Origin of the sequence: Pseudoalteromonas sp. SR41-4 (assembly GCF_014163985.1) — a bacterium.
GTDB lineage: Bacteria > Pseudomonadota > Gammaproteobacteria > Enterobacterales > Alteromonadaceae > Pseudoalteromonas > Pseudoalteromonas rhizosphaerae.
The window spans coordinates 71,823-87,876 of the sequence record NZ_JACJEI010000016.1 but is presented as its reverse complement, the minus strand read 5'-3'; the positions used below and the strand labels follow the sequence as shown (position 1 = coordinate 87,876).

The window sequence follows — 16,054 nt, the reverse complement described above, 5'->3', positions numbered from 1 at the left end:
ATATCTCTTAACCTGAGTTCAGGTTAAGAGATTGGATACGGTTGATTTTTATTTGCAGTAATATGTGGCACAGGCTCGGCAAAGTAATTGCCTTGCATTAGCGTCACATTTGCTTTTTTAAGCGCGTTGGCGATAGGTTTACTCTCTACATGCTCAGCAATTAGCTGTAAGTTGAGTTGCTTTGCAAAGTTGGCAATATGCTCAACATATAGATAAATGTCTTTATCGTGAATGATCTGTCTGATCAAACTACCATCAAGCTTAATACCATCTACTTCTAATTTTAGTACATTAGAGATATTCGAATAACCTGTACCAAAATCATCAATTATTACCCGTATACCACGATTTTTAACCATGGTTATAAATGCTTTTACTTCAGAAAAATTTGCGATAGCTTCGGTTTCCAATAGTTCTAAGGTAATATTACTCGGTAGTGGATAGCGTTTAAATTCGTTTTCCAAAAATTCAGCAAGGCTTGGATCAAGCATATCTTGGGCTGTAATATTGATGCTCCAGCACGTACTGGTTTTTCTAAATCGTGCAAAGCATTGTGTGAGCATAGTGCGGGTGAGCATGCCATCCATGCGAGAGCGATTAACGACATCTAAGAACGATTCTGGTTTAAGAATTTCACCATGGCAGGTGATCATTCTAGCCAAACATTCATACTGAATAATGGCATTCGTTTCATTATCATAAATTGCCTGAAAATAAGGCACAATTCTGTTGTTCTCAAATGCTTCACGTACTTCTTTTGCCATTGCTACATTATACTGATATTGGTTTTTTACATCATGCAGTGCGCTGGAGTAATTGACCACAGTGTGGCGCCCCTGCTTGGCTTGTAATGCGGCAATATGGGCATTTTCAAGTAACATTGATTTATTGCCACTGGCGATGCCTGCGCACAAGGTGATGTATATAAAAGGGTCGGTAAGTAATGGGGTACTGCAATTATAGGCTTGGATCACCTCGAGAAAACCTGCATTATCTTTACCCAAAGGAGCGATGAGGACTATTTTGTTGGTCGTTAGACGAAACATCTGACTACCCGCAGGGCGGCGCTTTTTGAAGTGCTGCAACAAGTTTTTCATAACGCGGTCGCCTACTTCAGTACCATAAAAACTGCTTATATCTTCAACTTCATTTACCCAAATAACAGCAAGTTGCAGATGATGATTAGGGGAGTTTTTAATATAATATTCAAGTGCAATATGATTGGCAAAGCCACTACTGGTATCGGTTGAAATTGCACGTTTCAATAAATACACATAAATACCGGCTACCAACAGAGCAATAAAAAAGAAAAAAATGGCCATGCCCGCAGCTTTAGATACACTTTGCGCTAATCGCTGATTGAGATCGTATATGGTGATATCGGCCCCTGTTAAGTAGGTGACTCCATTGGCATCCACGAAAGGGACAAAAATTGTTTTAAAATGTCCCCATTGATCTTTTGATATTTCAAACACCGGCTCTGTTGAATAAAATGCGCCAATATTAGCGGCAGTTGCTTCAGGGTAAAGATCGAGTAATTGGGTGATTCTACCGGTATTTTGATCGTTTTGAGTGTAACTCGATGCACTAAAATGTACATTACCGTCTTTTAATATCATGGCGTACACATAAGCGATATTTAACGCATTAGCAAACTCTGAAAGTTGCCGACTTTTTTGTTGGTATTCGGTTGATGATATATATTGGCCTGCATTGATTTTTTGATGATAGTCATCACCAAGTATATGCTTGACACTTAATGCGGCATTGAGTAATCGAGTATCGACGCTGTGCATAATATCGTTACGGGTGCTGTTGTAGGTGTAATAGATGTAGCTTAATAAACTGATAAAAAACAGTATGAAACCCGCGATTATCCAATTTGTCCGTAAATTTGTATTTATCATGCTCTTCCTTGATTTATTAGCCCTTCTATTATACAAAAAAAGGCTGTATCGCCTATAAAAATATAGTTAGCCAAATTAATGATAAATATTAATCAACTTATCATTAATTTGTCATGCAATTGGCTACTTTTGTGGCTTTATACGAGACATTTCTACTCTATTACAGTAAAGTTAACGCATTTCATAGAATCATTGTAGTTTTGGCGTTATTAGCGATGGAGTTCATTGATATGGATCTTCAGCTAAACAAAGCTACATTCACTGGGTATAAAGATGGATCAAAAGCGTTGTGCCGTCGCCTCTAAAGAAACTCTGATGCGTATATTTACTGTGCCTGAAGCACCAGACTCAACTTTGAGTAAAATCGAACTTGAGATCTCGAGCAATTTAGCAGGTTTTTTGAATGAGAACATAGCGGCAATTGAAAAGCCATTGCATGAGATTGAAAAAGATTTTCAATCGGCAGCGATCCCAGAAGATCCGACTTTTGTATCTGCTTATGCGCAAGATATTATGGAGCAACTTGTCGCTCATTCAGTGCATACCGCTGCGCCAAGCTTTATTGGTCACATGACGTCAGCATTACCGCATTTTGTATTGCCACTTTCTAAGTTGATGGTTGGCCTTAATCAAAACTTAGTAAAAATAGAAACCTCCAAAGCATTTACTCCACTTGAGCGCCAAGTGCTTGGTATGATGCATCATTTGGCATACGGGCAAGATGACAGTTTTTATAGCAAATGGATGCACAGTGCGAAAACGTCGCTAGGTGCTTTTTGTTCGGGTGGCACAATCGCCAATATTACCGCATTGTGGATTGCTCGTAATCGCTTACTGAAAGCGGACGGTGAATTTAAAGGGATTGGTTCACAAGGTTTGATCAGTGCAATGTTGCATTATGGATATAAAGGCCTTGCAGTACTTATTTCTGAACGTGGCCATTACTCGCTAGGAAAATCAGCTGATTTACTTGGCATTGGTCGTGATAACTTTATTGCCATTAAAACTGCAGATAACAATAAGGTTAATGTTGATGCAATGCGCGCCAAAGCCCATGAGCTAGCAGCGCAAGGTATAAAAGTGATGGCCATTGTTGGGGTCGCTGGCACGACTGAAACCGGTAATATTGATCCTCTCGATGCTATGGCTGATTTAAGCGCTGAACTTAACTGCCATTTTCATGTAGATGCAGCATGGGGAGGAGCTACGCTGCTTTCTAGTACATACCGCTCGTTACTAAAAGGTATTGAGCGAGCAGATTCAATTACCATCGATGCTCATAAACAAATGTATGTGCCAATGGGCGCTGGGTTAGTGCTATTTAAAGATCCTACAGCTACGGATGCTATAGAACATCATGCAGAATATATTTTACGTAAAGGCTCTAAAGATTTAGGCAGCCACACACTTGAAGGTAGTCGTCCTGGTATGGCTATGTTAGTGCATGCTTGCTTACGCGTTATTGGCCGTAAAGGCTACGAAATCTTAATAGATAAAGGAATTGAAAAAGCCCGTTACTTTGCTGATTTAGTGAAAGCAGATGACGACTTTGAGCTGATCTCAGAACCTGAGTTATGTTTACTGACATACCGTTATGTGCCAAAACAGATAAAACAAAAAATAGCTCAAGCAGATGAACAAACGCGTTTGGATATCTTTGCCTCGTTAAATCGTTTTACTGCCAGTATGCAAAAACGCCAACGTGAAGCCGGTCGTTCATTTGTGTCCCGTACCCGTTTAACTCCCGCGCAGTATGATCATCAACCTACAGTGGTATTTCGAGTCGTACTTGCAAATCCGCTGACATCAGAGAGTATTTTAAAAGATATACTTGCTGAGCAAAAAGAGCTGGCTAAAACAGATCCTGTATTTAAGAAATATCTTAAGAAATACATGGACTGAGCAGTAACAGTTGCGTTATTCCCAGGTTGCGTGGGGATAACGCAAGCAGCACTTTCTTTGTTAGCTAAAACACGATGTTCTGATCATTTCAGTGATAATATGTTGAGATGGTTTAATTTTTTCCATCGCCAAAAATTCATCGGGTTGGTGAGCCTGATTAATTGAACCCGGTCCCATCACAATCGTTTCACAACCCAATTGTTGAATAAATGGCGCTTCAGTACAGTAGTTCACTGCAACTGCTTGCTCTCCTGATATTTTTTCTGCCAGTTTAACTAATGCCGAATCAGTACTGCCGGTAAATGCGGGGATTGGCTCGTGCATATCCATTACACTGACTGAATCTGGATATTGGTTATTGATCTCTGTAGCTATTTTTAACAGCATCATTTGCAGTTCTTGCACACTTAGACCCGGTAAAGGGCGCATATCAATATGCATTTCACAGCAGCCACATATGCGATTTGCATTATCGCCACCATGAATGTGTCCTAGATTTAAAGTAGGGTAAGGAATAACAAAATGCTCAACTGCATATTTATTCTTTAATTGCTCTTTTAAAGTTAACAGTTTTGCAATAACTTTATGCATCACTTCAATGGCATTTAAACCACGTTCAGGATCAGAGCTATGTCCGGAACGACCGACTACGCGAATCGCGCTGCTCATATGTCCTTTATGTGTGAAAACAGGTGTCATATCAGTAGGTTCACCAATAATACACCGAGTTGGCTTTAAGTTTTTATGCTGACAAACTTGCTGTGCACCGGCCATGGTGGTTTCTTCGTCGGCAGTAGCTAGAATCAAAATTGGCTGTGTTTGAATATTCTCATCTAGTTCACTGATTGATTGCAATACAAAAGCGAAAAACCCTTTCATATCAATACTACCTAAACCATATAATTTATTGTTATCTTCACTTAATTTAAACGGATTATAGTTCCAACGACTATCATCAAATGGGACTGTATCGGTATGACCGGCAAGCATTAAACCACCATCTCCCTGGCCACGTTTTGCGAGTAAGTTAAAACGACCTTTAGGGCCCGACAACTCAGTAATTTCACATTTAAATCCAAGACTTGTACACCAAGTAGCTAATAAATCAATCACCCCTTTATTGCTCATAGACAATGACTCATCCATGGCACTAATTGAAGGTGCAGCAATCAATTGCTGATACATAGATAAAAAAGACGGTAATGACATAAAAAAATCCAAAATAAGTATTCAATCTAATTGCATAACAATATAAAAGTATTTATGATGAATATCAATTCACTTTTTAAGCATAAATATATTAAAGCGACGCAATGAATATAAAACGACGATAACCAGATTTCATTCATAAAATAGTGTTTTATGCACTGTTAAACCCGATTTGAATATATATGTAGTAACAAAAAACCAAAAAGAGTAACGAATGAAAGTAGTGATTATTGGCGCAAGTGGCTATAGCGGCGCAGAATTAGCAAGTTTGGTAGTAAAACACCCGCAATTAACCTTAGCTGGTTGCTATGTATCTGAGCAAAGCTTAGATAAGGGTAAATTATTAAGTGACTTGTATCCTGAGCATTTAGGTTTGCTTGATTCTCCTTTATTGCCTCTTAGTGATAGCGCTTATAACGATATTGAAAAGTCGGCCGATTTTGTATGTTTGTGTACTGATCATAAAGTGAGTGTTGACTTAGCGCCACGTTTTTTAAGCATGGGCAAAAAAGTATTTGATTTATCGGGTGGCTACCGTTTAAGCAGTAATGAAGATTATCAAACCTATTATGGTTTTGCGCATCAACATACGGAATTACTAAGTGAAGCGGCTTACGGATTGGCTGAATGGAATAGTGAAGCAATCGCCAAGGCGCAGTTAGTCGCTGTGGCTGGTTGCTATCCAACAGCAGCGCTGAATGCGTTAAAACCATTGCAACAAGCCGGCTTATTAGCCGAGCAAACCATTATTATTAATGCTGTATCGGGTGTAACCGGTGCGGGGCGTAAAGCTAGTGTAGCCACGCATTTTTGTGAAGTGTCGTTAGCACCTTATGGATTGTTTAATCATAGACACAGTCCTGAGATTGAGCAGCATTTAGGTCACAAGGTGCTATTTACGCCGCATTTAGGTAATTTTCCACGCGGTATTTTAGAAACTATTTATGTGCAATTGAAACCTGGAGTTACACCAGAGCAAGTTACACAAGCTTATCAAGTGCTTGCTGATGAGCCACTGATCAGATTGCTTGGTAATAAGATGCCATCAATAAAAGGAGTTGCAAAGCAGCCTTACGTTGATATTGCATGGCAGCAGCAAGGTACGCAGCTAATTGTGATGGCAGCTATTGATAACTTATTAAAAGGTGCTGCAGGGCAAGCATTGCAGTGCATTAATTTAGCCATGGGTATTGCCCATAATACAGGTTTAAAAGGGTAGTTAGTAATGCAAACATGGGTCATTAAACTCGGTGGTGCAGTACTCAATACAGAAGACGCGGCTAAAGCGTTATTTGAGGCGCTTGCATCGCAAACTCAAGCACAATTTGTCATCGTTCATGGTGGCGGTTCACTAGTTGATAATTGGTTGACTGAGGCTGGTTTTGCTAGTGCGAAACATCAAGGTTTACGCATCAGTCCAAAAGAGCAAATGCCTTATATTGTTGGCGCGCTTGCGGGGTGTGCTAATAAACAATTAATGAGCCAAGCAATTATCGCAGGTCATAAACCCGTCGGGCTTAGTTTATACGAAGCGGGCATTATTTCGTCACAAAAACTCAAAGCGCTTGGTCAAGTTGGTAATTGTGACGGCGGTGTGCAAAGTGTGATACCGGAGTTATTAAAACTTGGTCGTTTACCTCTGGTCAGCTCTATCGGTTTTGGTGAAGATGGCCTTTGGTATAACGTAAACGCTGATGAAGCGGCGGCGGCAATAGCTAAAGAGCTTAATGCGGAAATTATTTTTATGACTGATGTAGAAGCTGTACTTGATGCAAATAAACAGCCGTTACATCAACTTGACACAAACCAGATCAATACTTTAATTGCAGAAGGAGTAATTTTGGGTGGGATGGAGGTCAAAGTAAAGACCAGCCTTCTTGCTGCCCAGCACTTACGACGTGGCGTTTACATTTCGAGCTGGCAAAAGCCAGAAAACTTAATTGCTCTACTCGCGGGTGAGCACGTCGGAACAAAAATTACACCATAGGTTTTATATGTTTAATCATTTTTTATCGGGTCTAGAGTTAGACCAACAAGGCGCACTTAAATTACTTAACTTAGCGCAAAAAATTAAAGCTAACCCAGCTGATTTTAGTCAAGCACTGGCTGGCAAATCGGTGGTTACTTTATTTGAAAAACCAAGCTTACGTACGCGTTTATCATTTGATATAGGTATTAATAAGTTAGGTGGACATGCGGTGTATCTTGATTCACAAAATGGCGCCATGGGCGCACGTGAATCAGTAAAAGACTTTGCATTGAACATTGCCAGTTGGGCTGACGGTATTGTGGCGCGGGTATATCAGCATAAAACATTAACCACACTTGCTGAATTTTCAAGCGTACCTGTGGTCAACAGTTTGTGCGATTTATATCATCCATGCCAAGCACTTGCTGACTTTCTAACACTGCAAGAAGTATATGGCGATGTAAGCCAGCTAAAATTAGCTTATTTAGGTGAAGGCAACAACGTAACGCATTCACTGATGTTACTTGCGGCTACTTTAGGCACCGATTTTGTTGCCGTATGCCCTAAAGGCAGTTCACCAGACTCGCAAATTTTAAAGCAGGCTGAGCAAATTGCCGCAATGAATGGTGCATCAGTGATGGTGAGTGATCGTGTTGAAGCGGCTGTAGGCGCTAACGCAGTGTATGCCGATACATGGGTATCAATGGGCGATGATACGCCACTTGAACAAGTAAAAGAAAAGTACATGCCGTATCAATTAAATGCGGCGTTGCTTAAACAGACTGGGGCTGACACTGTACTGCATTGCCAGCCAGCACACCGTGAATTTGAAATTACTTCTGAGGTAATGGATGGTCCGGCGTCAAAAATTATACAACAAGCAGAAAACCGTATGCATGCGCAAAACGCATTGCTTGTTTCATTATTAAATCCAAATTTTGTGTAAGGTATCACCAATGAGTTCTATTAAAAAAGTTGTATTAGCCTATTCTGGTGGTTTAGATACGTCAGCCATCGTGCCATGGTTAAAAGAAAACTACGGTTGTGAAGTTATCGCGTTTGTAGCCGATGTAGGTCAAGGTGCTGAAGAGCTTGAAGGCGTTGAAGCTAAAGCGATCGCATCTGGTGCGTCTGAATGTTATGTAGTTGACTTAAAAGACGAAATGGTAAGTGATTATATTTACCCAACGTTAAAAACCGGTTCAATTTACGAAGGTACTTATTTATTAGGTACGTCAATGGCACGTCCTATTATTGCTAAAGCGCAAGTTGAGATTGCTCGTAAAGTAGGTGCTGATGCACTTTCTCATGGTTGTACTGGTAAAGGTAATGACCAAGTGCGCTTTGAATCTTGTTTTGCGGCCCTTGCGCCTGATCTTCAAGTTATTGCGCCATGGCGTGAGTGGGACTTATCAAGCCGTGAGTCATTACTTGACTACTTGGCAGAGCGTAATATTCCATGTTCTGCATCGGCAACTAAAATCTACAGCCGTGATGCAAACGCGTGGCATATTTCTCACGAAGGTGGCGAGCTTGAAGATCCGTGGTGTCAACCAAGTGAGCAAGTGTGGACTTGGACTAGCTCACCAGAGCAAGCACCCAATGAGCCTGAATTTGTTACCTTAAACGTGGTTGAAGGTGAAGTTGTTGCTGTCAATGGCGAGCAGCTTAAACCGTATGATTGTCTAGTTAAACTTAATGATATTGCATCCCCACATGGTGTTGGTCGTGTTGATATCGTTGAAAACCGTTTAGTGGGCATGAAATCCCGTGGTTGTTATGAAACCCCTGGTGGCACAGTGATCATGGCGGCATTACAAGCGATTGATGAGTTAGTACTTGATAAAGCAAGCCGCAAATGGAAAGAAGTACTGGGCGGCGAGTTTTCACATTTAGTATATGACGGTCGTTGGTTTACACCACTTAAAGATTCAATCTTAGCGGGTGCAGAAGCGTTATCAAATGTGGCTACTGGCGAAGTTATTCTTAAGCTCTATAAAGGCCAAGTAACTGCGGTTCAGAAAAAATCACCAAATAGCTTATACAGCGAAGATTTTGCAACGTTTGGTGCAGATGATGTTTACGACCAATCGCATGCTGAAGGCTTTATTCGTTTATTCTCGCTTTCAAGCAGAATTTCAGCACTAGCGAAGAAGTAATTTTACTACAGCCTCGTAACAATAAGGCGGGGCAATTTCAGGGTTTGGAGAGATTTCATGGCATTATGGGGCGGACGTTTTTCTACGGGTCCAGATGAGGCGTTTAAACAATTTAACGACTCACTTCCCTTCGATTATCAACTCGCAGAGCAAGATATAGTTGGCTCTGTAGCGTGGGCAGGTGCCCTTAAGCAGGTTGACGTATTAAGTAGTGACGAACACAAAAAGTTAGTCGCTGCATTATATGAATTACTCGACGAAGTAAAAGCTGATCCACAAGCTGTGGCAACGTCAGGAGCTGAAGATATTCACTCACATGTTGAAGCTGCATTGATCGAAAAAGTGGGTGACTTAGCTAAAAAATTACATACCGGACGTAGTCGTAACGATCAGGTCGCTACTGACTTTCGCTTATGGTGTCGTGATACCGCCGCTCACATACTTACGGCGCTTGGTCAGTTAAAATGTGAGTTTATCGCTTTAGCTGAACGTGAGCTGGGCACTATCTTACCTGGTTATACCCATTTACAACGTGCTCAGCCATTGTTGTTTAGTCATTGGTGTATGGCTTACGTGGAAATGATCGAACGTGATGAAAGCCGTTTAGCAGATGCTAAAGCGCGAATGAATTTTTGCCCTTTGGGCAGTGGGGCACTTGCCGGTACTGCGTACCCAATTGATCGGCAAGCACTTGCCGTGGGGTTAGGTTTTACCGCTGCGACTAAAAATAGTTTAGATGCCGTATCAGATCGTGACTTTGTGGTTGAGCTATTAAGCTGTGCATCAATCTCTATGATCCATTTATCGCGTATGTCAGAAGATTTGATATTTTATAATTCGGGTGAAGCGGGTTTCATTGAGTTAGCAGATAATGTTACTTCAGGCTCATCATTGATGCCACAAAAGAAGAACCCCGATGCGCTAGAGCTTATTCGCGGCAAAACAGGGCGTGTATTTGGTGCCTTTAGTGCCATGATGATGACGTTAAAAGCACTGCCACTTGCCTATAATAAAGATATGCAAGAAGATAAAGAAGGCTTATTTGATGCCATGCCAACGTGGCTAGCTTGTATTCATATGGCGCAAGCGTGTATCAAAGGTATAAAAGTAAATGGCGATCGTACTTTAGCCGCTGCTAAGGGCGGGCATTCAAATGCGACAGAGCTTGCTGACTATTTAGTCGCCAAAGGGATCCCTTTTAGGGAAGGTCATCATATTGTTGGTGTGTTGGTACAAATGGCTATCGCACAAGGGAATAACTTAGAAGATTTAAGTTTAGAACAATTCCAATCGGTGCATAGTATTTTTGCACAGGACGTATATGCTGTACTAGAGATAGACGCATGTATAAAAGCGCGCCAAGCACTTGGTGGTACATCTTTAGAGCAAGTTACAGTTGCAGTTAAAGATGCCAAAAAAAAACAGCAAATAACAGTTCGTGACGCTAATCTTGACGATGTAGAGTCAATTGCTAAATTGATCCAGCACTGGGCTACGGTAGGTGAAAACTTACCGCGTGCTAAAAGCGACATGGTACATTCAATCAATGAGTTTGCAGTTACCGAAGTTGCTGGAGAAGTCGCGGGCTGCGCATCATTGTATATTTATGATACTGGTCTTGCTGAAATTCGTTCACTAGGGATAGATCCTGAAACAGGCATTACTGGGCAAGGTCGTCAGTTAGTTGAACATTTATTAGTTAAAGCCAAAAAATTGGCACTCAATCGCATCATTGTTTTGACGCGAGTACCTGATTTCTTTGAGAAACAAGGTTTCACATTCTGTACTAAAGACAGCTTACCGGAAAAGGTAATGAAAGATTGTGAACTGTGTTTACGCAGAGACAATTGTGACGAAGTCGCAATGGAATTTATTTTAAAGCTAAGTACGAGTACGGAGATCCCGTGTAAAAACGTGGCTTAAAATCCCTGGATATAAAAAGCGTACGGTTATCCCTGTGCGTTTTTTTATGTTTTGCTACATCTGGTATGACCTGTTGTATTGGTTAGCTGTAGCAAATAAAAGATCAAAAAAGATCGTTTTTTTAAATGTTGGATCAGTAATTGCTTATTACTTAGGTGTAAGATGGCTCAGCGTGAGTTCATCTTTAAAAGCGCCAAGCAGTTATCAGAGCGTTAAAAACAGTGGCTTATTTAATAAGTCATTTTATTCAACATTTATTGAAAGGATTAATCTTATGCAAGTTACAGCTAACAGCCAATTACAAATGCAAGCATATAATAATATGCAACAATCAAAGCCAGCACTTGAACAAAGCGCTAGTAATAAAACCCTACAATCTGATACAGTGTCTATATCTCAAGAAGCATTAGCCGCAGCTGGTGGTGCTGAAATTCAACGTGGTGGTGGCGTGATTCTTCCACCAGATAGAAGGCCTAAATAGGTATCGAATGTTTTTGACAGAGCAGTTTGGCTTTTTTTCCCTATCAGCATTAAGTGCTTGGGGTTTTCTTATGGCGTTTTTTTTCAATATATTTATTTATTTAATTGATATAAAACGTAGGACTACTCTTCTTTTGAGCTCATTTGTTCTTATGGTTTCCTATATGGCAGGAGACCATTTCTTTACTTGGTTATCTTCTACAGCTAGTACCTATTTACACTGGAGTTTATACGATCTTGCCACACTATTTTGTCTAGGTATTTGTTATCTCATTATGAAAAAAACAACACCTTCATTTTTCTATTTGGTGTTTGGGTTATTAGTAAATATTTTTTTACATACAGCATTATATCTTGATATACAAGTAAATAATAATTCAACCTATTGGTTTCTCTGGGATATATATTCCTTTGGTGTAAATATTGTTGATTTTACAATGATAGTAGCTCTGATTGTTGATCGTGACATTTTAGGGTTGATTAAGCTTAAAAATGGAATTAAAGCTTTATTTAAAGGACAACAGCAAAAGCATCTTGTTTAGCGTTTATGTTTATTAACTACACGATCGGCACTTATATCGGTGTGTTTATCGAGTGGGGATTTTTAATCGCCTTCCTATTCAACCTTGTTTCTTGACTTAATAATCCTGGCAAAGCAATTGTTCAGCTTCCTTTTCTGATGGCCTTTTCCTACATGGTTAGTGATTTATAACGTTTTTCCTATTCAAATTACCTAAATTGGCTTATCTATGACTTACTCACCATCGCTGTAATGTTTGTATGGTTTATATATTTTAAAAGACAGCGATTCACCGCGTTATATTTTACTTGGCTATGTGCTTAACTCTCTTCTGAGCTTGTAACTTATTATAATAATTTACATTTTGCAAAACCTTGAATCATGGTAGTTGTGGACTGTTTATTCGTTCGGAGTTAATATAATTGACTTATTAATGATATTTGCTCTGTTTGCTGAGAAGGATTTTTTACTCTTAAAAAGGCTTAATATAAAGTGAGTATGTGGAGTTCATTTTACTGGTGGAGTGATTACACATTGTGGACATGATTGAACAGTATTTTAGTGCTTATTTAGCTTCACTCATTATGTGGGGCTTTATGATGGCGTTTCTATACAATGTTGTTAAAAAATCATCAGCTCCAAGTAGTGATCCTTCTGTTATGTGGATGTCATTAGCTATTTTTTTATCTTATCTTGTTTCTGACCCTTTACTCAATTTATCACTTGGGGTTGATATGATGTATAGCTATAAGAGCTACTTAATTTGGGCTCTGTCTGATTTATTTATCTTAGTTGTAATTCTGCTAATAGCCAAGAATAAGTCTATAAAACGCTATCCAGCCAAGCTCTATGTCATTATAGGCTTAACAGTCAATATGCTGTTATTCATTGGTATGCATGTAGATGTCAACATGATTAATCTATTTGAACCTTGGTGGTTTTGGAAAGTTTATTCTGTCACGGTTAATGTGATGGATGTGATAATGATTATTGCTTTATTTTGCAATAAAGACTTTTTAGGGTTTGTTCGTATTTATCAGTGGCTGGCAAGGTCAAATAAATCATCTGACCTTGTTTGAATTTTATTTCATTCATTGCGAAAACGTACTTAAAACCGATATTCCCAGCTGGTTTTTAATGCGCTGTTGGTATCAGACTCGTTAGCAAGTTCGTCTTTATACACTGAGCCGCTGATCTTCCATAAACCACTAAAAATAGCCTGCTGATAACCAAGCTCTAATTGTAAGCGTTCAAACGTTTCAGCGACTTGAGTCAAGTCGGTGATGTCAGTTTTAAACCAACGTAACTTCGCATAGCCGCCATAACCGTTCATAGTATGATAATGCGCACCTAATACTGCTGATTTACTTTGCTGTGGTGTTGCAGAGCCAATTAAGCGGTCTTTATGATTATAGGCTTGGGCATAGTTCGTAAAGCTTTCATTAGCCTCATTACAGCTAAGTTGGGCCGTACAATCTTGTTGGGTATTTGAATATTCAAAATAGGTTTTTAATAACTGTTTTTGATCACCAAAAAAACTCTCAACGCCAATTGTATAAAAAGCATCACTTGGCGCTAAGCCACTGTCATTTTTTCCCATTATCTCGGTGTAAAATGCAATCGGTTGCTCTGCTATAGTGGTTGAGTATTTGGCATCTAAGCTTGTTAAGCGTTGCTTAGTTGTTATTACTTCCAGCGTATTAGGATTTACTTCTGTATTGGTTAAATAATCAGAGCTTGCGGTACTAAATGCAACCTCAAGTCCTGGTAGTGGTGTGCTGGCAAAGCGCATAGCCCAGTAGTCACCTTTTTCACCATTACTTAAATGTGGTTTTTGTTTTGCGTAAATCCCGGTTAACTGCCAATTACCAATAAAGGAGAGCCAGCTTGGACCTACATATTGGGTGTTAGCGCGGTTTATCCGTAGCCCTTTCATTGGTGCTGCATTATTTGATAGCAGTAGTGCGTTATCGTTACTGGGTCCCCACCAATGGCTTACTTGCTCTGCACTGACAGACCAGCCGCCGATTAATACTGCTAAATAACTGCCGTGATAATTTGTGTATTCATCATCTAGTGCCTCATCAGCGTAATTAACACTGACTTTGGCGCTAACACGGTCGCCAGTGATAGAGCCATAGCTATTTATACCACTTTTTTGTTGATCGCGCTTACCAAAGCTTTGTTGCAAAGCTGGCTCACTATTGTAGTTAAGCCTGACACCAGAGCTACTGCCTTGTTTAGCTCTATTTAAGGCATGTTTTACGTGTTGATAAGCAAATTGACTCTGTGTTGATAAACTGCTGCTTTCAATTGTACTTAAATCTCTGGCAATACCTTGCCACATTAGGGGATAACTATTGATCGGTTGTTTAATCACACCTTGGTTAAAGAGCATTTCAATTGAAGCGCGTAATAAAGGGTCGTCACTTTCAATCCAAGGTGTTGCAAACGCCGGTGTAGCAATGGCAATTAAGGCGCTTAAATAGATATTTAACTTCATCCGTGTAACTTTTCCTGCAATGCTTTTACTACAATAGGGTGTACAAACTCACTGACATCGCCTTTATGACGGGCGACTTCTTTAACGAGGGTTGAAGAGATAAATGAGTTTTTTTCAGCTGGGGTTAAAAAAACACTCTCTAAATCAGGATTTAAACGACGATTCATATTGGCAAGCTGAAACTCATAATCAAAGTCAGACACAGCACGAATACCGCGGATCAACACATTCGCACTATGATCGCGTGCTAAATCAGCTAATAATCCAGAAAAGCCAATAACACTGACGTTATCTAAATGAGTGAGTAAACTATTGGCAATTGCTACCCGCTCATCAAGGCTAAAGCAGGGTTTTTTACTAGGGTTGTGAGCAACTGCAACAATTACAGTATCAAACATTTTAGCTGCCCGCTGGATCAGATCTGTGTGTCCATTGGTTAATGGATCAAAGGTACCAGGGTAAATTGCGGTGACTTTCATAAATATCATCTTAGTGTTATTTTGAGGGTTATATTAACAGTCTTTGTTGTCCAGATCAGCCTGCAAATTGCGACTGCATATTTTCATTTGTAAATGAGTTTATTTCAATAAGAAACAATAACTACGAATTATGGATTAGAAATTTTCAAGGTAGTATTTTATTGGATTATATTTGTATATACTGCGCGGCTAATAATACTGAGTGAATTATGGTCATTTACTCTAATAAAAATAATCAGAGTCGCAGGATATGAGTACCAAGGATAAAATAATTACAACTAGCATAATGCTATTTAACCAACATGGCGAGCGCGCGATAACAACCAATCATATCGCTTCTCACATGGGCATCAGTCCCGGTAATCTTTATTATCACTTTAAAAATAAAGAAGACATTATTCGCCATATTTTTGCATTATATAGTAAGCATTTGCACACTCAGTTTGTGCCAATGGAAAAGCAGGATGAAGCACTGACACACTTAACTGGGTATCTTGATGCTTTGTTTGAGTTGATGTGGCGTTTTCATTTTTTCTATGACAATTTGGGTGATATTTTATCTCGCGACGAAGTACTGAAAAAAGACTATATTGAGTTCCAAGCAGCTTTGTTAAGCCAAGTGCGCGAAATTGTAATTGGCCTGCGTGAAGTTGGTATGATCGCAATTGACGATGAAGATGCTGTTGAGCTTGCTCACATGCTAAAAATTACTGTCAGTTTTTGGACTCCTTACATTAAAGCTAGACGGTTAAGCGGTGAGTTAATTCAGCAAGATATTTATAATGGTATCTTAAAAGTGTTAGCACTTTTTAAAGCATTTGGTACAGAGCAAAGCATCCCAAAAATTAACTTGTTACGCGAAAAATACAGTAAATTAGCGGCACAGGCAGGTGCCGTTTAATTAAACGCAGCGGTTGTTTATTTCCTAGACGTTAGATTTTTTGTTATAATCCCGCGCCCAACACGTGGGTGCGTGAATCCTAAATATTGTCTAACGAGTAAA

General features: G+C 39.7%; 14 protein-coding genes. 10 read left to right on the top strand and 4 right to left on the bottom strand.

Annotated elements, in window-relative coordinates; all coding sequences use genetic code 11:
* Positions 1-23: 23 nt before the first annotated feature.
* The gene (locus H5180_RS13945) at positions 24-1,907 is read right to left on the bottom strand and encodes a bifunctional diguanylate cyclase/phosphodiesterase (RefSeq protein WP_145235110.1); all 1,884 of its coding nucleotides are present in this window, start codon (positions 1,905-1,907) and stop codon (positions 24-26) included.
* Positions 1,908-2,180: 273 nt separating this feature from the next.
* Here H5180_RS13945 and panP point away from each other — a divergent pair, with 273 nt between their 5' ends.
* The gene (gene panP / locus H5180_RS13940) at positions 2,181-3,809 is read left to right on the top strand and encodes a pyridoxal-dependent aspartate 1-decarboxylase PanP (protein WP_145235112.1); all 1,629 of its coding nucleotides are present in this window, start codon (positions 2,181-2,183) and stop codon (positions 3,807-3,809) included.
* 60 nt (positions 3,810-3,869) lie between these two features.
* Here the strand turns inward: panP and argE are convergent, their stop codons facing one another.
* Positions 3,870-5,018, bottom strand: a complete 1,149-nt coding sequence (argE, locus tag H5180_RS13935; protein ID WP_182758417.1) for an acetylornithine deacetylase — start codon at positions 5,016-5,018, stop codon at positions 3,870-3,872.
* A 214-nt stretch (positions 5,019-5,232) separates the two neighbouring features.
* Between argE and argC the strand changes: the two genes are divergently transcribed.
* The 8 genes from argC to H5180_RS13895 all read left to right on the top strand — a co-directional run bounded on the left by argC (position 5,233) and on the right by H5180_RS13895 (position 13,148).
* Positions 5,233-6,237, top strand: coding sequence for an N-acetyl-gamma-glutamyl-phosphate reductase (gene argC, locus H5180_RS13930; protein WP_182758416.1), 1,005 nt, complete (start codon positions 5,233-5,235; stop codon positions 6,235-6,237).
* 6 nt (positions 6,238-6,243) lie between these two features.
* Positions 6,244-7,005: an acetylglutamate kinase gene (argB, locus tag H5180_RS13925; protein WP_145235118.1), complete on the top strand. Its 762-nt coding sequence runs from the start codon at positions 6,244-6,246 to the stop codon at positions 7,003-7,005.
* A gap of 7 nt (positions 7,006-7,012) precedes the next feature.
* Entirely contained in the window at positions 7,013-7,933 is a 921-nt protein-coding gene (locus tag H5180_RS13920) for an ornithine carbamoyltransferase (protein ID WP_145235120.1), read from the top strand.
* A 10-nt stretch (positions 7,934-7,943) separates the two neighbouring features.
* Positions 7,944-9,146 (top strand): argininosuccinate synthase, encoded by a 1,203-nt coding sequence (locus H5180_RS13915; RefSeq protein ID WP_182731754.1) that lies wholly within the window; start codon positions 7,944-7,946, stop codon positions 9,144-9,146.
* A 57-nt stretch (positions 9,147-9,203) separates the two neighbouring features.
* The gene (gene argH, locus H5180_RS13910; protein ID WP_182731755.1) at positions 9,204-11,069 is read left to right on the top strand and encodes an argininosuccinate lyase; all 1,866 of its coding nucleotides are present in this window, start codon (positions 9,204-9,206) and stop codon (positions 11,067-11,069) included.
* Positions 11,070-11,343: 274 nt separating this feature from the next.
* Complete coding sequence (locus H5180_RS13905) at positions 11,344-11,550, top strand: hypothetical protein (protein ID WP_182758427.1); 207 nt, start codon at positions 11,344-11,346, stop codon at positions 11,548-11,550.
* A 7-nt stretch (positions 11,551-11,557) separates the two neighbouring features.
* Positions 11,558-12,091 (top strand): hypothetical protein, encoded by a 534-nt coding sequence (locus H5180_RS13900; protein ID WP_182758415.1) that lies wholly within the window; start codon positions 11,558-11,560, stop codon positions 12,089-12,091.
* A 514-nt stretch (positions 12,092-12,605) separates the two neighbouring features.
* Positions 12,606-13,148 (top strand): hypothetical protein, encoded by a 543-nt coding sequence (locus tag H5180_RS13895; RefSeq protein ID WP_182758414.1) that lies wholly within the window; start codon positions 12,606-12,608, stop codon positions 13,146-13,148.
* 29 nt (positions 13,149-13,177) lie between these two features.
* On the opposite strand, the gene H5180_RS13890 is transcribed toward H5180_RS13895, so the two are convergent.
* Together H5180_RS13890 and coaD are read right to left on the bottom strand one after the other, a co-directional pair.
* Entirely contained in the window at positions 13,178-14,572 is a 1,395-nt protein-coding gene (locus tag H5180_RS13890; protein WP_182758413.1) for a capsule assembly Wzi family protein, read from the bottom strand.
* Positions 14,569-15,051 (bottom strand): pantetheine-phosphate adenylyltransferase, encoded by a 483-nt coding sequence (gene coaD, locus H5180_RS13885; protein WP_145235133.1) that lies wholly within the window; start codon positions 15,049-15,051, stop codon positions 14,569-14,571. The genes H5180_RS13890 and coaD overlap by 4 nt, the downstream gene beginning before the upstream one ends.
* A 250-nt stretch (positions 15,052-15,301) precedes the next feature.
* Between coaD and H5180_RS13880 the strand changes: the two genes are divergently transcribed.
* Positions 15,302-15,952, top strand: a complete 651-nt coding sequence (locus H5180_RS13880; RefSeq protein ID WP_145235136.1) for a TetR/AcrR family transcriptional regulator — start codon at positions 15,302-15,304, stop codon at positions 15,950-15,952.
* The last annotated feature ends 102 nt before the right edge of the window (positions 15,953-16,054 follow it).